A 26821-nucleotide genomic window follows, 5' to 3' on the forward strand; every position below is an offset into this window, starting at 1 on the left:
TGCCAGGGGGACCTGGTGGGAGAGTAGGACGCGGCCGGACTAAATTTCACAGTAGGCCCCCGATGGGTTTCCATCGGGGGCCTACTGCTTTTCCGCGCTCGTCTTCGATGCCGGGCGTAGCCGGGTGCTGCCTTGGGCTGCGCGGCCGGCTGTGGGCCGCGGTTGAGATCTTGGTTCGTACGCCCGCCGTACCTCGCCGATCCCCGCAGGTCCTGGGGCTGAGCTGAAGCAGAGTATTGACATCCGCGGGCTCGCGGTTTATCTCTTTACCTATGACGATAGATAAACAGGTAAGTGGCGGCGAGGGGTCGCCGATCGAGTTCCGGCTGGACCCGGGGTCGGGCGTGCCGACCTACCTGCAGCTCGTCCAGCAGGTCGAGCACGCGCTCCGGCTTGGTTTTCTGGAGCCCGGCGACCGGCTGCCGAAGGTCAAGGAGGTCGTCGCCGGGTTGGCGATCAACCCGAACACGGTTCTCAAGGCCTACCGGGAACTCGAACGCAAAGGGCTGGCGGTCGGCCGTCCCGGGCAGGGCACCTTCGTTGACGGGACGCTCGGCACCACGCCGTTGCGGGAGCAGCAGACGTTGCGCCGGGCCCTCACGGCCTGGATGCGCAGGGCCGACGAGGCCGGACTCGACGAGGACGGCATGGTGGCCCTGTTCACCAGCGCTCTGCACGATTTCCGCGCCGAGAGCACCGATCGCACCGGGACGGCGGGAGATTCGGGGGTGATCGCATCATGATGGGGATGCCGGAGGAGAGTCTGGCTTTGGAGGCGAGCGGGCTGGGCAAGCGTTACGGGTCGACGTGGGCGCTCCGCGACTGCGGGCTGTCCATCCCCGAGGGACATGTAGTCGCGTTGGTCGGTCCCAACGGATCGGGCAAGACCACCCTGCTGCACCTGGCTGTCGGGCTGGTCACGCCGACCACCGGTCGAGTGCGTGTCCAAGGCGGCCTGGATGCCGGAAGCCTTGAGGCGCTGGGACGTGTCGCCTTCGTAGCCCAGGACACCGCGCTCTATCCGAGCCTGTCGGTTGCCGACATGCTGCACCTGGCTCGCAACCTGAACGCCGACTTCGACTCGGTACGCGCCCAGGCCCGTATCGCAGAGCTCGACATCCCGTCGGCGCGCAAGGTCGGCAAGCTCTCCGGCGGGCAGCGCGCCCAAGTCGCGCTGACCCTCGCCCTGGCCAAACGTCCCCGGCAGCTGATCCTGGACGAGCCGCTGTCCAGCCTCGATCCGTTGGCCCGTCACGACTTCATGGCGGCGCTCATGGCCGCCGTCGCCGAGGACGGCATCTCGGTCATCTTCTCCTCCCACGTCGTCGCCGAGTTGGAACGCGTCTGCGACTACCTGGTGGTCCTGGCCTCCGGCCGGGTACAGGTCGCCGGCGAGGTCGACGATCTGCTCGCCTCCCACCAGCTCTACACCGGTCCGGCCGCACATGCCGACCGGATCGCGGCGGCTGTGCCCGTCGTGCGCGACCGGCGCGCCGAAGCCCAGGCCCACCTCCTCGTCCGGACCAGCGGGCGACGAGCAGAGGCGCCGACCGGCTGGGAGGTACACCAGGTCGGCTTGGAGGAAATGGTTCTGGCCTACCTTCGCGACCCTGGCGCATCCGCGCTGCCCGGACCCCGTGAGCTGACAGGAAAGGGAGCCCGACCGTGACCACAGCAGTGACCCGACCCACCGCCGCGCCGAGCCGGTCATCTCGGCCGACGCTGCGCGCTCTGGCCTGGGTGACCTGGCGCCAGCACCGGACCGCCTTGGTCGGGCTGATCGGCGTTCTCGTGCTCTGCGCGCTGTTGCTGCTGCAGAACGGCCTCGCGATGCATGCCGACTTCCGCAGGTTGGGCCTGGCCGACTGCGTGCCGGGCCGCCAGAACCAAGCGTGCCCCGTCAGTATCGACGCGTTCCACCACGACCTGGACCTCGTCACCCGCCTCACCGCGGTCCTCTTCCCGCTCCCGCTACTGTTCGGCATGTTCCTCGGTGCGCCGCTGATCGCCCGGGAATACGAGTCCGGCACCCACCGGTTCGCGTTCACCCAGGGCGTGGGCCGGACTCGCTGGCTGGTCACGAAGATCACCTTGCTCGCGATGCTCACGGTCGTGTCCGCCGGTACCTTCGCCGCCATCGTCATGTGGTGGTACGGGCCGCTCGTGGCGTCGCACGGTCGGCTGGGAGAGGGAAACCTGACCTATGAGGTCTATGGCGTGGTCTTCGTCAGCCGCGCCCTGTTCGCACTCGCTCTCGGCATCTTCGCCGGTGCGCTGATCCGCCGCGTGGTGCCGGCGATCGCGGCGACACTCGCGGGTTGGGTCGCCGTCTTCGCGGTGACCTTCCTCAGCCTACGACCACGCTTCCTCACGCCGCGTACGGTCGTCGACGCGATGGCACCGGGCATCAATCCGTGGGTCATCGCCGAGAAATGGACCGCGCCTGACGGACACGTGCTCACCACGACGGAGAAGATCTCCATGTTGCAGAACGCGACCTCGACGCCCGGCCCCACGCGGGACACGTACGCCTACCTGGCCCACCAGGGATACAGCTACAAGGCGAGCTACTTCCCGCAGAGCCGATTCTGGACTTTCCAAACCATCGAGGCCAGCAGCCTGGCGATCCTGTCCTTCCTGCTAATTATCGCCGCAGTCTGGCTCGTTCGGCGACGTGGTACGTAAGCGGCGACACCACCGAAGACGCGATCGTGCCCCGAACGGCACCGTCAGCGCGATCGTCATCCATCCTGCCTGACGCTCAACGGGCCCGAGCCGACCCCAGGAGTAATCGCAGAGCTGCCCTAGCCACGGCTGCTTGACGATAGCTTCGCTGACCAACCTGCCCTGCTGCACACGACACCATCGACGCAGCCGGCATGATCGTCTAGCCTTGGCGGCTATGCCAGCCTCCTTTCTGTCGTTGTTCGACGAGCTCGAAGCCTCGGCGCGCAATGAGGACCCGCGCCGGTTTCAGCAGCGGTTCGGCGAGATCTGGACGGCGGCTCAGGATCTCGGCCCCGAGGAGCTGACCGCCGGGGTCGAGCGAATTGCGACGTTCCTCGGCGGCTGCTGGGGCATCTTCGCCAAGTCGGCGGTGCTGGCCGGTGCTCTGGTCGAACGTGGCGGCTCTCCGGTGCCGCTCGCTGGCGTGCTGCCCAAGCGTGCGGCGGTCGCCATGGAGCGGCAGGTGCAGTTCCCCGGCGTGTGGGCTGCGGCGACCAGGGGCAGGCCGTTGCCGGATCCTGCCGGTGGTCTGTCCGGATTGGTCGATGCCGGGATGCGGATCAAGAAGAAGGCAAAGCGCACCGGCCTGTCCGAGGACGAGTGCTTCATCGTCAGCGTCTCCTGGTTCGACACCGAGGAGTGGCTGAAAGCCCTGATCACCGTTCTGGCGCTGCGTGACTTCCGCGCCGCGATGGGCGAACACGACAGGATCCGCGTCCGCGACGCAGCCGCCGCGATCGCCCACGACGTCCAGCGCGCCCACTGGGTACTCGGCCTGAGTGTCGTCCTCGACGACGAACCGCTCATCGTGCTCGATCCGTCCTCCGGGCGAGGCTTCCGGCTGACGATGAGCGGTGTCGGCGACAACCACCAGCTCCACACGCTCCTCGCCGATCGCCTGATGGGTCCGGGGCTGCTCGACGGTGAGCGCCCCGGCGATGCCTGGGTCGCGGCGGCTTCCACCGCGCACCCCACTCCGCCCGGCAACGACCCCATCTACCGACGGTTCCGACTCTTCGACGGAACCGGTGCGTACGTGTACCCCGAGGGCCGGCCCGCGGACATCGAGCGGCTCAACGGCATGCGCGTGCTGGTGCTGCATCCGCCGCGCGGCAACTACGGCTGGCTCAACGGTCGTACCTACGAGCACATGGAGTCGCAGCTCGACCTCGATGGGGAGCTGACCCCGGTGGAGGCAGGCGACTGGCTTGCCCGAATAGCGCCGGCGAGGGAAACCGACCTCATGGGGATGAACCCGTGAGGCGCCGGCGAGCCGACTCGGGTTGTCACCGCCGACTGGTCGTCAGATGTGCGCCAGGATCTGCCGGACGTCGCAGCCGAGTGCGGCAGCGAGTTGAGCGAGCTCGGCGGCCGTCAGCCAGTCCCTGTTCGGGTTCCATACCTCGAGCTCGAAGCGTGCGAACCCGCACGGCCAGTCGTAGCGCAGGTCGTTGAGGGACACCTCACCACCACAGCACGGGACCGTCGCGGTGAGGTTCGCGAATCCGGCCTCGAAGCGTTCTTCCAACAGATCGACCCACCACTCGACGTCGATGGCGTTCTGGCAGGCGGGGCATTCGATCCGTTCCAGGTTGGCGCCGCAGTCGACGGCGGCCACCTTTTCGTGCCAAGTGGTCCGGTACTCCGTGGTGACGAACCCGTCGAGTTGAGGTGCCAGCCGCCGGAGGACCGCCATGGCGGCGTCCGCAGCCTCGGCCGTGGGTTGCCAGTCGGGGTCCGTCGGAATGATCGACAGGATGTTGTCACTCATGGCCGCCTCCGTGACGATCAGTGCCGATATGGCGGTCCGCAAGAGTACCAAGATCGAGCGGTCTGATCTCGATACGGCGAATCGCCGCGATCATCGCACCGAACGCTCGGATCAGGCGGCCGTTCTCCATCGCGCGCAGCCACACCCGGTCGCAGACGTTCTGCATCACGCGGGCGTGTCAGTCCTCTGCGGACAGATCACGCCGAATCGGGGTACATTGACGCTGCAAATAAGGGCACTCCTTCAGGGCGGGAGGAGCCGGAGCAGCCCGAGTCGGCGGGGGAGCGGTGATGGGTGCGGACGCAGAACACCGGCTGGCGATAGTGGGGGCCGGTGTCATGGGCACCGGGATCGCGACGTTGGCGGTCGGGTACGGGGTGCCCGTGACGCTCATCGACGTCGGCGAGTCGATTCTGGCCGAGGCGCGGACGGCGGTGGCGCAGCAACTGCGGCTGGCCCGCCTGATGGGCTCGCTGCCGCGGGAAGGCGACGAGGGCGGACTGGTCACAGGCGTGCGGCTGGCCGACGTGGCCGCGGCCACGATCGTGGTCGAGGCGGTGACCGAGCGGGCGCGGCGCAAGCTCGACATCCTGGCCGAAGTCAGCAAGCTGGTGGCGCCCGGCACGCCGCTGCTTTCCAATACCTCAGCGATCCCCATCGGGGAATTGGCCGGCGTTACGGCTCGTCCGCAGGATGTGCTGGGCGTTCACTTCATGAACCCGCCGTACATGATCAAGATGCTTGAGGTGATCCGCGGCCCGCGGACCGGCCAGGAGGCCCTGACCAGGACGCTGGCGCTGCTGGACGTTCTGGAGCGCACGGGGGTCGTCGTCGGGGACGGGCCCGGGTTCGTGATCAACCGGGTGTTGCAGCGGATGATCAATGAGGCCGCCCGGATCGTCCAGGACGGCATCGCCAGCCCGGAGGACGTCGACGCCCTGTTCACCGGGTGTCTGGGCCATCGCACCGGCCCGCTGGCGACCGCCGATCTGATCGGGCTGGACAACGTCGCCGACTCTCTGCGGGTGCTGCTCGAGCGGACCGGCGACGAGGGCTACCGGCCGTGCGATCTGCTGCTGGACAAGGTCAAGGCGGGCCAGTGGGGCCGCAAGACCGGCCGCGGCTTCTTCGAATACGGAGGCACACGATGACTGCGCCAACCTCGGCACGGCAGGAGCGGGGCGATGCCGTCCGGCGAGACCTGATGAGCTTCCTTGAGCAGCGCACCAAACGCGCCGTCGCGGCGGACGTCGATCTGTTCGCCGCCGGCCTGGTGTCCTCGCTGTTCGCCCTTGAGCTGGTGATGCACCTGGAGCAGTCGTTCGGCGTGACGGTCGCCGGGCCCGACCTCACGCTGGACAACTTCCGGACCGTCGAGGCCATGACCGCGCTGGTGCTGCGGCTCGGCGGCGACGGTAGTGAGTGAGCAGGCTGTAGTGAGTGAGCAGGCTGTGGTGAGCGAGGAGCCGGCGGGGAGCGAGCAGGCGGCGGTGGGCGAGCAGGATCTGACCCGGCTGGTCACCGATCTCGTCGCCGACCGCGCGGAGGCGTGGGACCGGGCCGGACGGTTGCCGGTCGACGTGATCAGGTCCCTGGCGAAGGCGGGTGCGCTGAGCCCGCAGATCCCCGCGGAGTTTGGCGGCCGGAACTGGTCCAGCGGCCGGGCCGGCGAGTTCACCGCACACGTCGGTGCTCTGTGCTCCTCCACGCGGAGCCTGATGACCTCCCAGGGCATGGCGGCCTGGACGGTGCAGCGGCTCGGCGGCGCCGATCAGCGATCGGAGATCCTCACCCGGCTCGCCTCGGGATCGGTCGCCGCGGTGGCGTTCAGCGAGCCGGCCGCCGGCAGCGACCTGGCAGCCATCCAGACCCGCATCGAGCGGTCGGGCGACACGGTCCGGATCAACGGTGCGAAGACCTGGATCACCGGCGCCGCGTACGCGGACCTGATCGTGGTCTTCGGCCGCTACGGCAACGGCAACGGCAACGGCAACGGCAACGGCGGCGCGGCCGTGGTCGTACCGGCCACCGCGCACGGCGTCACCGTGACCACGGTGCCCGATCCGCTCGGCTGCCGGGCCGCCGGCCACGCCGACGTGCGGTTCGACGACGTCGAAGTACCCGCCGACCAGCTCCTGTCCGCAGCCGGATCCCCGCTGGAGTGGCTGGTCACCTCCGCACTGACCTACGGCCGCCTGTCAGTGGCCTGGGGATGCGTCGGAATCCTGCGTGCCTGCTTGAGGGCGACCACCGCCCACGCGCGAACCCGCAACCAGTTCGGCGTGCCCCTGGCCGAGCACCAGCTGGTCGGCCGCCACCTCGCCGAGCTTTATGTGGCCGAACAGGCCGCCACCGCGCTGTGCGAGTCCGCCAGCGGCGCGTGGGACGTCGGCCGCTCGGATCTGGTGTCGGCCGCGGTGGCCGCGAAGCATTTCGCGGCGACCAGTGCCGCACGCGGCGCGGCCAGTGCGGTGCAGGTGCTGGCGTCGGCCGGCGCGCACGACGGACATCCTGTGGCCAGGGCGTATCGCGACGCGAAGCTGATGGAAGTCATCGAGGGATCGAACGAGATCAGCCAGCTCGTGCTGGCCCGGCAGGCGGTGTCGCAGTGGTCGTGAGCGGTGCGATGGACGCGGCAAGCCTGGGGGAGTTCTGATGGACATGGTCAAGTGCCTGATATGGGACCTGGACGACACCCTGTGGCAGGGGGTGATCCTGGAGGACCGGCACGTCACCGTGCGGGAGGAGATCCGGGAGGCCGTCGTCGAGCTCGATCGGCGGGGCATCCTGCAGTCGGTCGCCAGTCGTAATGATCACGACCAGGCGTGGGAGTGGCTGGAGAAGCTCGGCCTGGCCGAGTACTTCGTGTTCCCGCGGATCGGGTGGAGCCGCAAGTCCGACTCGGTGCGGGAGATCGCCGACGAGCTCGGCTTCGCCCGCCACACCATCGCCTTCATCGACGACCAGCCGGCCGAACGGGCCGAGGTGAACCATTACCTGCCCGAGGTGCGGTGCTATCGGGCCGATCAGGGCCCTGTGTTGCCGAGCCTGCCCGAGTTCACCCTGGCGGCCGTCAACGCCGAGTCCCGCCTGCGCCGATCGCTGTACCAGGCACAGGAGCGGCGAGCTGCCCACCGGGACGTCTTCGAGGGCACGGACGCGGACTTCCTGCGCACCCTGGACCTGCGGCTCGCCATCCGCCGCGCCACCGACGACGACCTCGGCCGGGTCGAGGAGCTGACGCTGCGGACCAGCCAGATGAACGCCACAGGCGTGCACTACTCCGACGCCGACCTGCGCGGCCTGCTCGCGAGCCCGTCGCACGAGGTGTTGGTCGCCTGGCTGCGGGACCGGTTCGGGTCCCACGGCGCCATCGGCATCATGCTGCTGGACAAGCACCCGGGGACCTGGCATCTCAAGCTGCTGGCCACCTCGTGCCGGGTGGTGACGTTCGGCGTCGGCACCGTGCTGCTGCACTGGCTGGCGAATCAGGCCGCGACGGCCCGAGCGCATCTGGTCGCCGACTTCCTGCGGACAGACCGCAACCGGATCATGGAGATCGCCTACCGGTTCGCAGGCTTCACCGACGACGAGTGCTCCTGCCGCCGGGCGGTGGCGGCCGACGACGGCGTCGCGCGTCTGCATCTGGTGGCGACGAGCCAGCCGCTGCCCACCACGATGCGGGTGGACGCCGACCTTGGCGAGGCGTCGGTCGGTGCATTGCGGGTGTGCTGAGCCGCTGTTAGCGTGATGGATCTGCCGCCCCGAAGTGTGTAAATGTTCTGCCATGATCGGGAATATCACCAGTTCACCCCCGATCGGTTCTGCACTGGCTCAGAGATTCCGCAGCTTGTACCCGGCTGGATCGGAAGGCGTGAGATGCGTGGACAGGGCACGGACGGCCCGGTTCTGGACGCCCTGCTCGACGCGCAGGCCGCGCGTACGCCGCACACGACCGCGCTGGTGTGCGGGGACGAGCGGCTCAGCTTCAGCGAGTTGGCCGACCGCGTGCGCCGTTTGGCGTTCCGGCTGAGAGCGCACGGCATTCGTCCTGAGACCCCGGTCGGCCTGTGCCTGGAGCGGGGCGTGAACATGGTGGTCGGCGTGCTCGCCGTTCTGCGGGCCGGCGGCGTGCTGGTGCCGATGGACCCGGAACACCCGGCCGAGCGGCTGGCGTTCCTGCTGGCGGACTCCAGTGCCGCTCTCGTGCTGACCGATCCCGCGTATGCGGAGCGACTGGCCCGGGCTGCGGCGAATAAGCCGGTCCTGCTGTTCGTCGACGGCGGCGCCGAGTCGTCCGGCGTGCCTCCGACGAGTGCTGCGGCAGCTGCCGGACCCGGACCTGTCCCTGCCAACGCCGCGTACCTCCTGTATACCTCCGGGTCCTCGGGCGTGCCCAAAGGAGTCACTGTCTCGCACGCGAGTCTGGTCAACCTGTTCCTCGACTACCGGACCCGGCTGATCGACCCCGCGGTGCGGGCGGCCGGGGGCCGTCGGCTGCGGGTGGCGCACACGGCGCCGCTGACGTTCGACGCGGCCTGGGTTCCGCTGCTGTGGCTGCTGGCCGGGCACGAGATGCACGTCGTCGACGCCCTGACCCGGGACGACCCCGAGGCGCTGAGCGACTTGTGCGCCGGCTCGCGGCTCGACGTGCTGGACGACACGCCGGCTCGGCTGCGCCTGCTGCTGCGCGCCGGTCTGCTCGCGGACGGCCGGCACCGGCCCAGCGTCATCACCGTCGGCGGCGAGGCGCTGGATGCTGCCCTGGCTGGGGAGCTGGCCGACACCGACGCCGTCTGTCACAACACTTACGGCCCCACCGAGGCCGCCGTGGACGCGCTCAGCTGGCGGATCCGCGCGGGCGGGGCGCCGCTGATCGGGCGGCCGGTCGCGGGTGCGCGCGCCTACGTGATGGACCGGCGGATGCGGCCGGTTCCCACCGGTGAAGCCGGTGAGCTGTGGCTGGCGGGCCCAGGACTTGCCCGCGGCTACCACGGCCGTCCGGGCCTGACCGCGCGGTGCTTCACGGCCGATCCGTACGGCCCGGCCGGCTCTCGGCTGTACCGCACCGGAGACCTGGTGCGCCGCACCACCGACGGCGAGCTGGAGTTCCTCGGACGCCTGGACGACCAGGTGAAGATCGGCGGCGTACGAGTGGAGCCCCGCGACGCGGCGGCGGCTCTGGAACGCCATCCCGGGGTGGACTGGGCCGTGGTCACCGTCGGCGCGCATGCCGACGGACGGCCGTTCCTGACCGGCTACGTGGTGCTGCTGCCCGCATCCCGGGAGACAGCCGCGCCCGACGCCGCCGGACTGCGCGCCTTCCTGGCCGGGACCGTCCCTCGGTACCTCGTGCCGGCCGCACTCGTCGTCCTGGACCGGCTGCCGCTGCTGCCCAGTGGAAAGGTCGACCGGCAGGCGCTGCCACCCGCCCGGCCGACCTCTGATCGCGCTCATGTATCGCCGCGCACCCCCATGGAGGAGGCGCTGGCCGGGATCTGGGAGCGGGTTCTGGGAACCGGATGCGTGGGTGTGCACGACGACTTCCTCGCCCTCGGCGGGGACTCGATCCAGGCCATGCGAATCGTCTCGGAGCTGCGGCGAACCTGGAGCGGTGCCGGCTCAGCAGGTGAGTTGCACGCCTGGACCCTGTTCAAGCACCCCACGATCGCCGCGCTGGCCACCGCGCTGGAGCAGCTCTCCGGGCCGACCACCGCGACTGCTACGGCCACCCAGGCCACCTCGGCCACCCCGGCCACCCCGACCGGGCCCTCCTCGGACGGCGACCGCGTGTTCCCGCTGTCGCCCGCACAGCGGCGCCTGTGGTTCCTCGACCAACTCCGGCCCGGGTCCACCGAGTACAACAGCGCGGCGGGCTTCCGGCTGCGCGGTCCGCTGGAGCAGGCCGCTCTCACCACGGCGCTGAACGCCCTCGCCGCCCGGCACGAAGCACTGCGCACCACCTTCGCCACCGTCGACGGCCAAGGCGTACAGCGCATCGGCCCGCCCGGCCCGGTCCCGGTCGAGGTGGCGGACGTGTCTCAGGTGCCTGAGACCGACCGGTCCGCCGCGGCGGACCGTGCCGTACGCGCCGAGCTCGGCCGGCCCTTCGACCTGGAGCGCGGTCCGCTGTTCCGCGTCCTGCTGGTGCGCCGCGCCGCCGACGACCATCTCCTGGTCCTGCACCAGCACCACATCGTGACCGACGGGTGGTCGCACGGCATCCTCAGCGAAGAACTCGGCGCGCTGTACTCGGCGGCCTGCCGAGGCCAGGCTGCTTCCCTGCCTCAGCCGATCATGCGCTACACGGACTACGCCGCGGCGCAGCCCGAAACCGCCCCGGAGGAGCCGCTCGCGTACTGGCGCCGGCAGCTCTCCGGCCTCAGCCCGCTGGAGCTGCTCACCGACCGGCCGCGGCCCGCCGTGCGGACTTCCTCCGGCACGGTGCATCGCTTCCTCATACCGGCGGACCTGACGGCCCGGCTGACCCGGACGGGACGGGCCGTGGGAGCGACGCCTTTCATGGTCCTGGCCGCAGCCCTGCAGGTGCTGCTGGCCCGCAGCACCGGGCGTCGTGACGTCGCGCTCGGCACCGTGGTCTCCGGCCGTGACCGGACCGAGCTGGAACACATCGCGGGCTTCTTCGCCAACACCGTCGTCCTGCGCTCCCAGGTCGAGGGGGACCAGCCCTTCCAGGACTTCCTGCGCGCTGTGCGGTCCACCGTGCTGGACGCTTTCGTCAACAGCCAGGCGCCCTACGACCGCGTGGTGGAGGCACTGCATCCCGAGCGCGACGCCAGCCGCTCTCCGCTGGTCCACGTGGCCCTGGTGCTGCAGAACACCCCTCGGCACCCTTTGGAGATGGCCGGGCTGACCGTCGAGGACGCCGAGCTGCCCTGCCTGACCTCGCTGTTCGACATGACCTGGGAATTCTGGCCGCAGGGCGGAGCGCTGGCGGCGACGGTCGAGTACGACACAGCCTTGTTCGACGCGGCAACTCCGGCCCGGCTCGCGGATCAGTTGTGCGTCCTGCTGGAGGGGATCACCGCCGATCCCGGTTGCGCCGTGGCCCGGTTGCCTCTGCTGTCGGCGCGGGACCGGAGCCGGCTGGCGCGCTGGGGTACCGGGGACGGATCGCAGACGCCTGACACCACCGTGCACGAGCTGGTGGCCGAACAGGCCCGGCGCCGCCCGGACGCGGTGGCACTCTCCTATCGCGGGGACCACATCACGTACGCCGCACTGGAGGCGCGGGCCGGGGAGGTGGCCGGCCGGCTGGTGGCCCGTGGTGCCGGGCCCGGCCGGCTGGTCGGCGTCCTGCTGGAACGCGGCGCGGATCTGGTGGTCGCGCTGCTGGCGGTCCTCAAGGCGGGTGCCGCCTATGTGCCGCTGGATCCCGCCTACCCCGCCGAGCGACTGGCGTTCCTGCTCGCCGACTGTGGCGCCGGTCTGGTGCTCACGCGCTCCGGTCTGTGTGAGCGGCTGCCCGCACCGGGCCCACAAGCGCTGTGCCTGGACGATGTCGATGTCGATGTCGATGCCGGTGTCGGTGCCGGTGCCGATGCCGATGCCGCAAGCCGCCCCGCCAGTCCCGCGACGCCTGCGGTCCGCCCTTCCGCCGGGCCGCGCGACCTGGCCTACGTCCTGTACACCTCCGGCTCCACCGGCAAGCCCAAGGGCGTGCTGACCGAACACAGCTCGGTGGTCCGGCTGTGCCGCGCGCCGCAGGTCCGGCCGGCCCCCGGGGACGTGGTGGCACTGGGCTCGCCGGCGTCCTTCGACGCCGCCACCTACGAGATCTGGGGGGCCCTGACCAACGGCGCGCGCCTGGCGGTCCAGCCGCCCGGCGTGCTCTCAGTGTACGAACTCGGAGTGTTCCTGGCGGCCGAGCATGTCAGCACACTGTGGCTGACCGCCGGTCTGTTCCACCAGGTGGTCGACGCCGACCCCGGGGTGCTCGCCGGGCTGCGCCGCCTGATCGCGGGCGGCGACGTGCTCTCGCCGTCGCACTGCGCCGCGCTCCTGCGGGCCGTGCCGCACCTGGAGCTGATCAACGGCTACGGCCCGACGGAAGGCACTACCTTCACCACGTGCCACCGCGTCGTCCTGGATGCGTCCGACCGCTCAGTGCCTATCGGCCGGCCGTTGGCGGCGACGCGCTGCCACGTGGTGGACCGGCATCTGCGGCCGGTCCCGGCCGGGGTGCCCGGCGAACTGCTCATCGGCGGCGACGGGTTGGCCCGCGGCTACCTCAACCGGCCGGGTCTGACCGCTCAGCGGTTCGTCGCCGCTCCCGGCGAGCGGCTGTACCGGACCGGTGACCTGGTGCGCTGGCTGGCGGACGGGACCCTGGAGTTCCTGGGCAGGCTCGACAGTCAGGTCAAGATCAGGGGATTCCGCGTCGAGCCCGGCGAGGTGGAGGCCGCGCTGACCCGTGACCCCGGCGTCGCCGAAGCCGTCGTCACGGCCCGCACCGACGGCGGCCACCGTCAGCTGGTGGCGTACGTGACCGCGCGAGCGGGTGCACCGGCACCGACCCCCGCCGCACTGCGGGCCCGTCTGGAGGAGACCGTACCCGGCCATCTGGTGCCGGCCCGGTACGTCGTCCTGGAGCGGCTGCCGCTCACCCCGCACGGCAAGGTGGACCGCCGCGCCCTGCCCGCGCCACCGCGGACCGGCGGGCACACCTTCACCGCGCCAAGCACAATGCTGGAGCGGACGCTGTGCGAAGTGTGGTCGCGGGTGCTCGGGGTCGAACGCGTGGGAGCCGACGACAACTTCTTCGACCTCGGCGGCGACTCCATCCTCAGCATCCAGGTCGTGGCCGCCGCGCGGGCGGCCGGGGTGCGCATCACGGCCGAGGACATCCTGCTGCGGCAGACGGTCGCCCGGCTCGCCGCGACGGCTCGAAGCGAGCCACAGGCGCCGTCCGTCGCCGCCCCCGAAGCGGGCCCCGTACCGCTGACGCCCATCCAGCGGTGGTTCCTGGACACCGCCGAGGCCGGCCACACCCTGTTCAACCAGTGGATCATCGCCGACCTGGCCGAGGGCACTTCGGCCGGTCCGCTTCGAGAGGCCGTCGCCGCCGTGTCCCGCCGGCACGGTGCCTGGCGGCTGCGGTTCATGCCGGACGGAGCCGGCTGGTGCCAGCACACGATCCCCGATGGCGCCGGCGAGGGCCTGATCTTCGAGCACTGCGACTTGTCGGCTCTGGAACCAGCAAGCCAGGACGCTGCCATGGACGTGGTGATCACCCGGACCCACAGCAGCCTGCGTCCGGACACCGGGCCGCTCGGCTGCGCCGTGTTGTTCGATCTGGGCCCGCACCGAAGGCCCCGCCTGTTCGTGACGGTCCATCATCTTGTGGTCGACGGGGTGTCGTGGCGCGTCCTGCTCGACGAGCTGGACCGCGCCTACCGGCAGGGCGTCCGCGGCGCGCGCGTCGATCTCGGCCCGCCTCCCGCCTCCTTCCAGGACTGGGCGTACCGGCTGCGCGACCACACCGCCGCCGGCGGTTTCGACGGTGAACTCGACCACTGGACGCGGACCGCCGCACGGGTGAGTGCCCAGGTGCCCCTGGACCTGGATCTGGTCGGCGCCGACAGCACCGACAGCGTTGCCTGCGAACGCTCGGTGACCGTACGGCTCGGCGCCGCCGACACCGCTGCGCTGCTGTGGGACGTGCCGTCGGCCTACCGCACCCAAGTCAACGACGTGCTGCTCAGTGCACTGGCCCGGGTGCTGGCCCGGTGGACCGGACGGCCCGAGGTGTCGATCGCCTTGGAGGGGCACGGCCGTGAACAGCACGTACTGGGCGGCGGCCTGGACCTGTCCGGCGTGCTCGGCTGGTTCACCACTGTCTTCCCGGTCGTCTTGGACGTTCCCGGCACAGACGTTCCCGGCGCACCTCATTGGGGCCCGGTGCTCAAGTCCGTGAAGGAGCAACTGCGCGCCGTCCCGCAGCGGGGCATCGGATACGGGGCCCTGCGCTCCTTCGGTGCGGCCCAGGCCCGCGAGCGGCTGCGCGGCGAAGAGCCCGCTGTGGGCTTCAACTATCTGGGGCGGTTCGGTGCCGACAGCGTGCCCGGCGGCCTGTTCGCCCAACCGCCCGACCGGATCGGTCTGTCGCAGAGCACTGACGGCGCGCGCCTTCGTCCGCTGGATGTCACAGCCCTCGTGACCGACGGCGAGCTCGAGTTCACCTGGCACTACTCCGCCGCCCGCCACCACGAGAAGACCGTCCGCACCCTCGCCGAGGAACTGCTGACCGCTCTGCGCGGCATCGTCGCGCACTGTGCCGCGCCGGGCTCCGGCGGAGCCACGCCCTCGGACTTCCCCCTGGCCGGGCTCGACCAGGCCCAGGTGGACCGGCTCGCGGGCGACGGCCGCACGGTACAGGACATCTACCCGCTCACACCCGTTCAGCAGGGCATGCTCTTTCACGGCCTGTCCGAACCGGACACGGGCATGTACCTGGAACAGGTGCACCTGGAACTGAGCGCGGTCCCCGATCCCGCGGCGTTCGCCGATGCCTGGCACAGGACGGTCGACCAGATCCCGCAGCTGCGCACCGCCGTGGTGCGGACCGATACCGGACGGCCGCTCCACGCCGTCCACCGGCGGGCCGTCCTGCCGGTCACCCACCACGACTGGCGCACCCTTACTCCCGCGGACCGGGAGGAACGGCTGCGCGCCCTGCTGACCGCCGATCGCGGTGTGCCCTTCGCCCTGGACTGCCCGCCCCTGATGCGCGTCGCCCTCATCCGGCTCACCGACGACCGGATCCGGATGGTGTGGACCTTCCACCATCTGCTGCTGGACGGCTGGAGCGTGTTCCAGGTCCTCACCGACGTCCTGGCCCGGCACACCACGCCCGGCAGCGAGCCGCCGTCCCGGGCGCCGTTCGCCGAGTACCTGCGCCGGCTCGCGGACCAGGACACGGACCAGGACACGGACCAGGCCACGGACCAGGCCACGGACCGGACGGCGGACTACTGGCGCGCGCAGCTGGCCGGGCTGCGGGCGCCGACTCCACTGCCGTTCGACCGACCGTCCGGGCAGGCGCATCGGACCCGGGCGACCAGCGTGGTCGACGTCCGCCTGCCGGCCGCCGCCTCGGCGCGGCTGTACGACTTCGCGCGGGGGCACCGGGTGACCGTGAACGCGGTGGTGCAGGGCATGTGGGCGGTCCTGTTGTGGCACTACGGCGGCGGGTCCGAGGTGTGTTTCGGGACCACCGTCTCCGGACGGCCGCCGGACCTTCCCGGCGTCGAGTCCACGATCGGCATGTTCGTCAACACCGTGCCCCTGCGGGTACGGATCGACCCCGAGGCGGAACTGGCGCCGTGGTTGGCGCTGCTCCATGCCGGACGGATCGAGGGTCGGCAATACGACCACGCCGCGCTGACCGACCTGCGGCGCCTCAGCGGGATACCCGCCGGGACGAACCTGTTCGACAGCATCCTGGTATTCGAGAACTACCCTCTGGACACCCCGGCACTGGCCGCCCTCGGTGCCGATCTGGCCGGGCTGGACGCCGTGGAGGTCACCAACTATCCGCTCAACGCCGTCGTCGCCGCCGGGGAGGAGCTGTCGCTGCGGCTGGTGTACGACCCGGCCATGTTCGATTCGGCCACCTGCCAGGCGCTGGCCCAGCATCTTCTGACGCTGCTGCGCGCCGCCTCCGGCGCGGGTCGGCAGTCCCTGGCCGCGCTGCCCCGCCCGCCCGGCGCCGCACAGCCCTCCCGCCCCGTGGCCGTGCTCGCGGTGTCCAGCGCACCGGATAGGGAATCCGCCCCCTACGTCGCACCCCGGACGGCCACGGAGCACACCCTGGTGCGCATCCTGACCGAGGTGCTCAGGGCGGATCGGATCGGCGTCCACGACGACTTCTTCGAGCTGGGCGGCGACTCCATCCTGTGCGTCCAGGTCACCTCGCGCATACGGACCGAACTGGGCGTGGTGATGTCCCCGCGGCAAGTCTTCGACCATCCCACCGCGGCCCGCCTGGCGAAGGCCCTGCCGGTCCGCCCCGCCCTCGCGGCCGACCCGCCGACGCGGACCGCCGAACCGCCTACGGGCACCGTTCTGTCCCCCGGGCAACAGCGGCTGTGGTACCTGCACGAACTCGCTCCGGACAGCGCCGAGTACAACTCCGCGCTGCCGCTGCGGCTGCGCGGCCGGCTCGACGTCGCGGCGCTGAACGCGGCACTGACCGCGCTGACAGAACGGCATGAGGTACTGCGCGCCACTTTCGACGGTGCCGTACAGCACGTCCACCCGCCCGCGCCGGTGGTGGCGGAGATGACCGACCTGTCCGCGTTGGCCCCGGCGGCGCGCGCCGCCGAGACGGCCGAGCTTCTGCGGGCCTGGACCACGCGGCCGTTCGACCTTCGGCGCGGCCCGCTACTGCGGGTCAACCTGCTGAGACTGGCCGAGGGCGAACACGTCCTCCATCTGGGAACCCATCACATCGTCTGTGATGGCTGGTCCATGGCGGTGCTGCGAGCGGAGCTGACGACCTGCTACACGGCGGCTGTGCGCGGACAGAGTCCCGTCCTGTCACCGCTGCCCGTGCGCTACGCCGACTTCGCCGAACGGCAACGCCGCCAGGACGGACCCGCGGCAGAGGCCCACCTGGACTACTGGCGGCATCGGCTGGTGGGCGCAGCCGGCCTGGAACTGCCCACCGACCGGCCACGTCCGCTCGCATGGAACCCGGCCGGGCGTGCCGAGCGGTTCAGCATCCCGGCCCCGCTTACAGAACGGCTGCATGCTCTGGCCTCCCGGAACGAGACCACCTTGTTCACCGTCCTGGCCGCGGCCGTCAAGCTGGTGCTCGCGCGGTTCTGCGCGCAGGACGACGTCACCGTCGCCACGGTGGTGGCCGGACGGGACCGCACCGAGTACGAGGGACTCGTCGGCTTCTTCGTCAACACACTGGTGTTGCGCACCCAGGTGGACGAGGCGCTGTCGTTCGCCGCCCTCCTGGCTCGGGTGCGCGGCACCGTCCTGGAAGCTTTCGAGCATGCGGACACGCCGCTGGAGCAGGTGGTCACGGCTCTGGGCCAGGGCGGGGACCCGGGGCGTCCAGCGCTGACCCGGGTGGCGGTCGTGCTGCAGAACACGCCGCGTGCGACGGCGGACCCGCCCGGGCTGCGGCTGGAGGAGGCGGAGGTCGAGGCGACCACGGCCCAGTTCGACCTCGCCTTCGAGTTCCAGGAGCAGGACGGGGTCCTGACCGCAGAACTGCGGCATCGGGTCGATGCGTTCGAGACCGCCACGGTCAGCCGGATCGGCCGTCATCTGCTCGCCGTTCTCGACGCGGCCACGGCCCGCCCCCACACCCCGCTGCACCGTTTCCCGCTGACCGGCGCCGCCGAGAAGAGCCGATTGACCGTGCCGGGCCCTGGCTCGGCCAGCGCTGACTCGGCCGGTCCCGATCCAGCCGGACCAGGCGCGCCCGACACGGTCACCTCGTTGTTCGCCGCCGCCGTTCGGCGCACCCCGCACGCCGCCGCGATACGGGCAGGCGGGCAGACGACGACCTACGCCGAACTGGAGCGCCGAGCCGACGACCTGGCCCTGCGCCTGACGGCTCTGGGGGTTCGAGGCGGCGACCGGGTCCGTGTCGTCCTCCCTCCCGGCGCCGAGGCCGTCACCGCCTTCGTCGCCCTGGCCCGGATCGGGGCGGCCTACCTCAGCGCCGAACCGGACGCGCCGCCCGAGCGGCTGCGGTCCGTCGCGGCCGACAGCGGCGCCGTCTTGGTGCTCGACGCCGACACGGTGTTGCCACCGGCACCGCAGCACACTGTGTTGCCCGTGCCGCCCGGCCCGGACCACCCGCTGGCGTGCGTCCACACCTCCGGCTCCACCGGCCGTCCCAAGGGCGTCGTCCTCACCCACGCGGGGGTGGTGAACCTGCTGGCCGGCTACGCGGCCGCCTTCAGCCCCGCCACGGAAGCAGGGGAGGGGGAGGGGGAACGATATGGGCAGGTCGCCGATCTGTCCTTCGACGCCTCGGTGGGCGAGGTGTGGTCCGCACTGTGCCAGGGGGCATGCCTGTGCGTGGCTGATCCGGCTCTGCGCCGCGACCCGCGTGCCTTGGGCCGCTGGGTGGCCGAGGAGGGACTGACGCTGTGCTTCCTGCCCACCGCGGTCGGCGAGCGGATGCTCGCCGACGGCGTCCTTTCCGGCGCCCGCCGACTGCGCCATGTGCTGCTCGGCGGGGAACGGCTGATGCGGCTGCCGACCGAGCCAGTGCCCTTCAACGTCGTCAACGGCTACGGGCCCACCGAGGCGACGGTGTTCACGAGTTGGTACGACACCACCGGTTGGCCGCAGGCGGGGCCGCCTCCACCGATCGGCCGCCCCCTGCCGCAAGTGCGGGCCTACGTCCTGGACCGCTGGCTGCGTCCGGTCGCCCGCGGGGTCACCGGGGAGCTGTACATCGGCGGACCCGGAGTCGCGCAGGGCTACCTGGGGGCACCGGGGCAGACCGCCCGGAGCTTCGTCGCCGACCCGTTCGCAGCCGACAGCGGCGCCCGGATGTACCGCACCGGCGACCTGGTGCGGTGGAGCGCCGACGGCCTGCTCGACTATCGCGGCCGGGCCGACCGGCAGATCAAGTCCGGCGGTGTACGCGTGGAGCTTGACGAGATCGAACAGCTGCTCACCGCGCACCCGGCCGTCGGCGAAGCCGCTGTCGTGGCTGTTCGCCGCCACGACGGGCGCCTGGGCATCCGTGCCTATGTGACGGCCGCGCACCGCGACGGCGAAGACCCCCCGGCGGGGGGCACCCTGCGTGAGTGGCTGGGGCTGCGCCTTCCCCGCGCCGCGGTTCCGGGTTCGGTGACCGTGATGCGGGCATTGCCCCAGACACCCTCGGGGAAGGTCGACCGGCAGGCGTTGGCCGCGCGCTCCGACGCGGGCGGCGCCCGGTCCCATCCCGCGCTCCGGTCGCCCCGCACTCCCACCGAGCAGGCCGTCGCGCGCGCATGGGCCGCGCTGCTCGATCCGCGTGACTTCGACGTGCGGGAGAAGTTCTTCGACGCCGGAGGCTCCTCGCTGCAGCTCATGGACCTGCGGAGCCGTCTGGAACCGATGTGCGGCGGGGAACTCCCCATCGCCCTGCTGCTGGAACATCCGACGATCGAGGCGATGGCCAGGCTGGTGGACGAGCGCCGGGGAGCCGGGGCAGGCGATACGACCCGGCACGAGCTGTGACACGAGCTGTGAGAGGCAGGGGTGCGCAGGATGCGTGACGGCGACGTGGCGATCATCGGGGCGGCAGGGCTGTTCCCCGGGGCGGACGGCCTGGAGGACTTCCACGAGCGCTTGGTGACCGGATACGACGGGATCGCGCCTCCCACGCCGGAGCGAGTGCTCCAGCACGCCGCCCCGTCCGGGGACCGCTATCTGCACCTGGGCTACCTGGATCGGATCGACCTGTTCGACCACGAGTTCTTCCGTATCTCGCGGCGCGAGGCCGAGCTGATGGATCCGCACCAGCGCCTCGTCCTGCAACTGGCCCACCAGGCGATGGAGAACGCGGGCTACGCCGCCGGGCAGCTGCGCGGATCGCGCACGGCGGTGTGCCTGGCGCACGCCGACTCGCTCTACGAGACCCTGTGCGAGGGCGGCGACCCCCAGGGGATCCTCGGCACACTCCCGGCCGCGACCGCGGCCCGGGTGGCCTATCTGCTCGACCTCGTCGGCCCCGCTCTGGTGCTGGACACCGCCTGCAGCAGCGCGCTGGTGGCCATCGCCCACGCGGTCCGGGCCGTGCGCTGCGGGGACGCCGATCTGGCGCTCGCCGGCGGAATCAGTGTGCAGACGGTGCTGACTGAACGGCAGGATCGCGACGTCCTGCGCGGTGTGGAGTCGCCGACCGGCTCCTGCCGGCCGTTCGACGCCCGCGCGGACGGCACCGTCGGCGGCGAGGGCGGCGGGATCGTCCTGCTCAAGCCCCTGCGTCAAGCGCGGGCCGACCGGGACACCGTCCTGGCGGTGATCAAAGGCGTCGCGGTCAACCACAACGGCTACCGGGCGGCAAGCATGGGCGCTCCCAGCCAGATCGCCCAGAGCGAGGTGATCACGGCGGCGTGGCGGGACGCGGACGTCGACCCGCGCACCATCGGGTACATCGAGTGCCACGGGTCTGCCACCCCGCTGGGCGACGTGGTGGAGGCCGACGCGCTGCGGCGGGCCTTTCTCAACGCCGGGGTGGACGCCCCGCACTGCGCCATCGGCTCGGTCAAGGGCGACATCGGCCACCTGGGCAACGCCGCGGGCGTCGTCGGCCTGCTGAAGGTGCTCGGCGGCGTGCGGGACGGCGTGATCCACCCCATGGCCCACTTCACGCAGGCCAATCCGCTGATCGACTTCACCGGGCCGGTGTACCTCGACCCCGCCGGCGGCCCATGGCCCGGCGACGGCGACAAACCGCGGCGGGCCGGTATCAGTTCCTTCGGCCTGACCGGGACCAATGCGCATGCCGTCCTGGAACAGGCCCCGGACCCGGACCCATCGCCCGGCCCACAGCCGCCCGAACAGGCGCCGGACGGCGTGGAACTGGTCACCGTATCGGCCAAATCCCCCGCTGCTCTGGAGCGCTACCGGCTGCGGCTGGCAAGCTTCGCCGAGAGCAGCGCAGACGAGCTGCGTGCCGTTGCGCACGTGCTCAACCGCGGCCGGGATGACCATCCCTACCGGTTGGCCGTCACTGCTGCCGATACCGCGGAGCTGGCCAGGGCCCTGCGATCTGCGGCGCTGCCCGGGGTGGACGCGGCCGCCGAGCAGCGGCCCGTCGTGCTCTTGTTCTCCCCGGACGCGGTGTGCGAAGGGCCGTATTGGACAGAACTCGCCGCCGAGCTGCCCGAACTGGCGCACGCGGCGCCGCGGGCCGGTGCCGCGGCCTGCGGTCCGCGCGGCCAGGTGGTGTGGCGCCAGCTCGCACTGTTCCGCGTGCTGCAGGACTGGGGTTTGGGCGGGCTGCACTTCGTGGGCTGCGGAAGTGCCCCACCCGGTGTGCGTGCTGCCGAGGGCGAGCTCTCTGTCGAGGACGCGGTACGCGCAGCCGATGCCGCCGATACCGCCGAGCCCGACGCGATCGACCCGGATCGGCTGCGCGAAGCCGTCCGCGCGTTCCGGCGGGAGGGGGCCGTCTTGGTGGAGATGGGCGCCGACGGCCTGCTGTCCCGGCGGATCTGCGCGGCGGCCCCGGACCTGCCGCTGGTCGCGTTGCTGTCGGGTGGGGGAGTGCGAGGTCTGCTGAACCAGCTCGGGAAGGTGTACGTGCTGGGCGGGGCGTTCGACTGGGAACACCGCTACCGGGGTACGGACATTGGCCGAATCCAGGCCCCGACCTATCCCTTCGAGCCGGTGCGTTGCTGGGCCGGTCCACCCGCCGCCGACCCGGTTTCGCGTACGGCTTCCCCCGCAGCGGAAGTCCCTGCCCGGCGGGTCCCGGCCGGGGAGGCGGAGGCCGAACGGTTCGTCGCAGCGGTCTGGCAAGAGGTGCTGGGAACGGACGAACTCGACGCCGACGCGGACTACTTCGCCCTCGGCGGCACCTCGATCGCCGGGATCAGCGTTCTGCGGCGGCTGGAACGCGACCTGGGCGTCACGCTCACCTTCGCCGACCTCTACGCCCACCACACGGTCCGCTCCCTGGCCGGGCATGTCAGTGGGCTGCGATCGCAGGGAGCGGCGAACATGGACCGCACGATCCCCCGCCTCGATCACGGCGGCCGGCTCCCGCTCTCCTACGGCCAGGAACAGCTGTGGTACCTGGACCGGCTGAACCCGGACAGCCCTCTGTACAACATCCCGGCCGATCTGCGGCTGCACGGTCCGCTCGATACCACCGCGCTGCGCGGAGCGCTACAGGACCTCGCCGACCGCCACGAGATCCTCCGGACGGCCATCCGGGACGACGACGGCGAGCCCTACGCCGAGCTCCTGCCCGCCGGCCCCGACCTGAAGCTGGTGGACTTGAGCGCTCTGGCGCCCGCCGAGCGTGAGCACCGGGCCCGTCTCCTCGCCGACGAGGAGGCGCTCAGCCCGTTCGACCTGGCCGCCGGGCCGCTGCTGCGCACAACGCTCCTGAGACTCGACGACGACGACCACGTGCTCTTGTACACCCACCACCACATCGTCTTCGACGGCTGGTCGCCGTCGGTGTTCTTCCGCGACCTCTTCGCGCTCTACCGGTCGCGGTGCGCCGGGCAGCCCGCGGAACCGGCCGCACTGCCCGAACCAACCGAACTGACTGAACCAACCGAACCAACCGAACCGACTGAACCGACTGAACTGCCCGAACTACCTGAACTGCCTATCCAGTACGCCGACTTCGCCGCCTGGCAGCGCACCTGGCTGAGCGGGGAGCAGTTGGAGCGGGGCCTGGACTTCTGGCGCGCGGAGCTGGCCGGTCTCGACACCGCCGCGCTGCCCCTGGACCGGCCGCGTCCGGCCGTCCAGAGCTTCGCCGGCGCCATCACGGAGTTCACATTCGATGTCGAACTCGCCGCGCGGGTGCGCTCGTACAGCCGCGAGCAGGGCGTCACGACGTTCGTGACCATGCTGGCCCTGGTCGACGCGGCCCTGCACCGCTGGGCCGGACTGACCGACGTGGTGGTCGGCGTCGGCACCTCGGGCCGCACGAACCCCGCCACCCACGACCTGATCGGCTACTTCAACAACCTGCCGCCGTTCCGCACCCGGGTGGAGGGCCGGTTGTCCTTCGGCGCGCTGGTGCGCCGCTGTGCCGAGACCGTCGCCGGGGTCCTCGACCACGAGGACATCCCGTTCGAGAAGATCGTCTCCGCGGTGTGCCGCCGCCGCGAACCCGGACGCCACCCGCTGTACGACGTGGCCTACACGTACCAGAACGCCCCGGCCCCGGCCCTTCCGCCCGGCGACCTGCGCCTGACGCGGCTGCTGGACGGGCCGATCGGCGGCATCGCCCCGGGCACCGCGAAGTTCGACCTCACCGTGGGCGTGACCGACCAGGACGACGGCCCGCTGCACGCCTACCTGGAGTACGCGGTGGCATTGTTCGACGACACGACCATGGCCGGGCTGGCCGCCTGGCTGCCCGAACTGCTACGGGCCGCGCTGGATGGTCCCGGTCGCCCCCTGGAGGCGCTGCCGGGTCCGCCGCGTCCCGCCGCCCGGCCCCTGGCTCTGCTCACCGGTGCCCGCGCCGTCCCCGGGGACGGACGGCTGGTGCACGATCTGGTCCAGGAGCAGGCGGCGCGCCGCCCCGACCACCCCGCGGTGGTCGCCGACGGACACGTGCACACCTACGCGCAGATCGACGCGGCGGCCGGCCGACTCGCCCGGCGGCTGACCGCGGCCGGCGTCGGCCCGGGGAGTGTGGTGCCCGTGGTCGCCGACCGCGGCCCGGACCTGGTGGTGGGCTGGCTCGGCGTCGTCAAGGCCGGCGGCGCCTTCCTGCCCGTCGACCCGGCCTGGCCGCGGCAGCGGATCGAGGACATCCTGACGAGCGCCGGGATCGGACCAGCCGCCCCCGTGGTCGGGAATCTGCGGGGCCGCACTTGCATGCCGGCCCGGCCGGCCGTGCCCGAAAGCGGCGACGAGGACGTCCTGGTGGAAACCGCCACTGGGTCCCCGGGCCGACCGGGGTCACGCGACCTGGCGTACGTGGCGTACACCTCCGGTTCCACGGGTCGGCCGCACGGGTGCGAGATCGAACATGTCAGTCTGCGCAACCTCGTCGACTGGTACCACGACGCGACGCAGCTCACCGGAGACGACCGGGTGATGCAGGTGGCGGCGCCGGGTTTCGACGTCGCCGTGCTGGACGTGTGGACGACCCTGTGCCGGGGCGCCACCCTGCACTTCGCCTCGACCGCACTCCAAGAGCCGGGGGCGTTCCTGCACGGGCTCGCCGCGGACGGCATCACCGCGGCCTTCCTGCCCACCCACCTCGCCGAGGTCGTCCTGACCGAGTGCGCCTGGCCGCCCGGTCTGCGGCTGCGGGTGGTGACCACCGGGGGCGACCTGCTCCGCGTCCGTCCCCCGGCCGACTGCCCGTTCCGGCTGGTGAACATGTACGGTCCCGCCGAGTGCACGGTCGTCTCCACCGCCGGCGCGACCGGTCCCGCCACGGACGCCGATATGTCCGCACTGCCCGGCATCGGACGACCCGTCACCGGCACCTCGGTGTACCTGCTGCGGCCGGACGGCTCACCGGTCGCGGCAGGCGAGATCGGGGAGATCACCGTCGCCGGCCGTGCGGTCGGCCGCGGCTACCGCGGACTGCCCGCACTGACCGCCCGGCGCTTCACGGCCGACCCGTACTCCGGAACACCGGGTGCGCGCATGTACCGCACCGGCGACCTCGGACGACTGCGACCGGACGGCACGATCGAGTTCCAGGGGCGCCTCGACGACCAGGTGGAGATCCGCGGACAGCGGGTGGAGCCCGCCGAGATCGAACGGGTGCTCCTGAGCCACCCCTCGGTGCGTGGCGCTTCAGTGGTTCCCGCGCCGGGACCGGGTGGGGCCACCCGATTGGTCGCGCACGTGACGACCGGCGGCCCGGCGCTCCCGGTACTCACCGAGGACGCCCTGCGCCGCTGGAGTGCCCGGGCACTGCCCCCATTCATGGTGCCCGGCAGCGTCGTCTTCCATGACCGCCTGCCGCTCACCGCGACCGGAAAACTCGATCGCAGGAGCCTGAAGGAGACGGCCATGGCGACCCCCTCGTACGCCGAAGAAGTTCTCACCCGCGTTGTGGCCGAACTGCTCGGCACCGCGCAGGTCCGTCCCGAGGACAACTTCTTCGAGCTGGGCGGCGATTCGGTCCTGGGCGTGCGGGTCGCCGCTCGTGCCGCTCGCTCCGGAGTCCACTTCACCCCGCAACAGATTCTCCAGCACCACTCACTGCGCGACCTCGCCGCGGCGACGACGGTGAGCGCCGACCTCGTTCCCGCGGTCGGCCCGGCTGTCGCCATCCCGCCCGCCCCCAGGACTGCCGCTGCCGCTGCCACGGCCCGGCCTGACCATCGCCCGGTCCCGTTGACACCGATCATGCGCACGTTCCTGGACCGGATGCCGCCCGGAGCGCCGGACTTCGCGGACGCACACCTGCTGGAGGTCACCGTCCGGACGGACGCCGAGAGCGTACGAGCCGCGGTCGACCATCTGCTCGCCCGGCACGAGCCGCTGCGCTACCGCTTCCGCCGCAACAGCCTGGGCTGGCGGATCGACTGCGCGGAGCCGGACGCCGTCGACGTCTTCGACGTCCAGGTACTGCCGCCGATGGACGCCGAAGCAGAGCGGGAGTTCCTGGCCGCCGACATAGCTCAGTTGAGGACCCTGATCGATCTGGAACGCGGCCCGGCCCTGCGCGTGCGGTACTACGACCGCGGCCATCGCCGGAACGCCTGGATCGTCTTCCTCGTCCACCACTTCGTCTTCGACAACATGGCCACCGTCGTGCTCATCGACGAACTGGACGCCGCCCTGGGCGAACTCGTCGCCGGACATCCGCTGCCCGCCCCCACGCCCGTCCTCACCTGGCCCCAGTGGTCCCGGCATCTGACGGACATGGCTTCCTCGGACGCCCTGGCGGGAGAACTGGCCTACTGGACCAGCACTCTGCGATCAGGCGCCGCCCTGCTCGACGGCAAGCCGCCGGCCATCGGCAGCCGACCCGCCGGGGGAGTCGTCCATCGCGTACTGGAAGCCCACCAGGTGGCCGATGTCCTGCGAGGCGGGCCCGACGCGGACCCGGCCGCGATGTGCGCCTTCGCCTGTGCCCTGGCCCGGTGGCGCGGTACGGACGGGGCCAGCGTCATGACCGAGGGACGGGCCGCGCCCAACGTCTTCCGGCCTGCCGGCAGGTCACCGGCCATCGGCTGGTTCACCAGCGTGCATCCGCTGACCCTTCCCGTCGACCCGGCCGCGGACGTCCGCGCCTGCCTGCCGGCCGTCACCGACGTGGTCCGCTCCGTCCCCAACGACGGCGTGGGGTACGGCATGCTGCGCCATCTGAGTCCGGCCTCACCCGCGGTGGACCGGCTGCGGGCGCTGCCCGAACCCCAGGCGCTGGTCATCCACGGCACTCATGACGGCTCCGGCTTCGACACGGGCATACGGCTGCTGCGCAACCGCCGGGACCTGACCTCCCGCGGCCGGCGCCTGCTACCCGCCGGGTTCCCGCTGGTGCTGACCACCGCGATCACCGACAGGACCCTGCAACTGGTCCTGCTGTACGACGACAGCCACACCGACCAGGAAGCGGAGAACCTGGCCGAGGAGACCGTCCGGGCCTTCACAGAACTGGCGCGCTGA

The 26821-nt window shown here is 71.4% G+C and carries 12 protein-coding genes; 10 read left to right on the forward strand and 2 right to left on the reverse strand.

Features of this window, described 5'->3' with window-relative positions:
- Window positions 1–272 precede the first annotated feature (272 nt).
- The 4 genes from ABIA35_RS45510 to ABIA35_RS45525 all read left to right on the forward strand — a co-directional run bounded on the left by ABIA35_RS45510 (window position 273) and on the right by ABIA35_RS45525 (window position 3988).
- Window positions 273–743, forward strand: a complete 471-nt coding sequence (locus ABIA35_RS45510; protein ID WP_370347145.1) for a GntR family transcriptional regulator — start codon at window positions 273–275, stop codon at window positions 741–743.
- 5 nt (window positions 744–748) lie between these two features.
- Entirely contained in the window at window positions 749–1669 is a 921-nt protein-coding gene (locus tag ABIA35_RS45515; RefSeq protein ID WP_370362164.1) for an ABC transporter ATP-binding protein, read from the forward strand.
- Window positions 1666–2685, forward strand: coding sequence for an ABC transporter permease (locus ABIA35_RS45520; protein ID WP_370362165.1), 1020 nt, complete (start codon window positions 1666–1668; stop codon window positions 2683–2685). The genes ABIA35_RS45515 and ABIA35_RS45520 overlap by 4 nt, the downstream gene beginning before the upstream one ends.
- A 238-nt stretch (window positions 2686–2923) precedes the next feature.
- Window positions 2924–3988, forward strand: a complete 1065-nt coding sequence (locus tag ABIA35_RS45525; protein WP_370362166.1) for a hypothetical protein — start codon at window positions 2924–2926, stop codon at window positions 3986–3988.
- Between the two features lie 42 nt (window positions 3989–4030).
- On the opposite strand, the gene ABIA35_RS45530 is transcribed toward ABIA35_RS45525, so the two are convergent.
- Together ABIA35_RS45530 and ABIA35_RS45535 are read right to left on the reverse strand one after the other, a co-directional pair.
- Window positions 4031–4498: a hypothetical protein gene (locus tag ABIA35_RS45530; RefSeq protein WP_370362167.1), complete on the reverse strand. Its 468-nt coding sequence runs from the start codon at window positions 4496–4498 to the stop codon at window positions 4031–4033.
- On the reverse strand, window positions 4491–4667 hold the full coding sequence (locus ABIA35_RS45535; protein WP_370362168.1) for a hypothetical protein: 177 nt from the start codon (window positions 4665–4667) through the stop codon (window positions 4491–4493). The genes ABIA35_RS45530 and ABIA35_RS45535 overlap by 8 nt, the downstream gene beginning before the upstream one ends.
- Before the next feature lie 121 nt (window positions 4668–4788).
- Here ABIA35_RS45535 and ABIA35_RS45540 point away from each other — a divergent pair, with 121 nt between their 5' ends.
- The 6 genes from ABIA35_RS45540 to ABIA35_RS45565 all read left to right on the forward strand — a co-directional run bounded on the left by ABIA35_RS45540 (window position 4789) and on the right by ABIA35_RS45565 (window position 26821).
- Window positions 4789–5649: a 3-hydroxyacyl-CoA dehydrogenase family protein gene (locus ABIA35_RS45540; protein WP_370362169.1), complete on the forward strand. Its 861-nt coding sequence runs from the start codon at window positions 4789–4791 to the stop codon at window positions 5647–5649.
- Window positions 5646–5924: an acyl carrier protein gene (locus tag ABIA35_RS45545; protein WP_370362170.1), complete on the forward strand. Its 279-nt coding sequence runs from the start codon at window positions 5646–5648 to the stop codon at window positions 5922–5924. The genes ABIA35_RS45540 and ABIA35_RS45545 overlap by 4 nt, the downstream gene beginning before the upstream one ends.
- Window positions 5925–5988: 64 nt before the next feature.
- Complete coding sequence (locus ABIA35_RS45550) at window positions 5989–7116, forward strand: acyl-CoA dehydrogenase family protein (RefSeq protein ID WP_370362188.1); 1128 nt, start codon at window positions 5989–5991, stop codon at window positions 7114–7116.
- A 37-nt stretch (window positions 7117–7153) separates the two neighbouring features.
- A complete protein-coding gene (locus ABIA35_RS45555) occupies window positions 7154–8233 on the forward strand; it encodes an HAD-IIIC family phosphatase (RefSeq protein ID WP_370362171.1) in 1080 nt (359 codons plus the stop codon).
- Window positions 8234–8377: 144 nt separating this feature from the next.
- Window positions 8378–19723 carry an amino acid adenylation domain-containing protein gene (locus tag ABIA35_RS45560; protein ID WP_370362172.1) on the forward strand — a complete coding sequence of 3782 codons (11346 nt, stop codon included), beginning with the start codon at window positions 8378–8380 and terminating at the stop codon, window positions 19721–19723.
- 30 nt (window positions 19724–19753) lie between these two features.
- Entirely contained in the window at window positions 19754–26821 is a 7068-nt protein-coding gene (locus tag ABIA35_RS45565; RefSeq protein ID WP_370362173.1) for an amino acid adenylation domain-containing protein, read from the forward strand.

The organism is Catenulispora sp. MAP12-49 (assembly GCF_041262705.1).
Classification (GTDB): Bacteria; Actinomycetota; Actinomycetes; order Streptomycetales; family Catenulisporaceae; genus Catenulispora.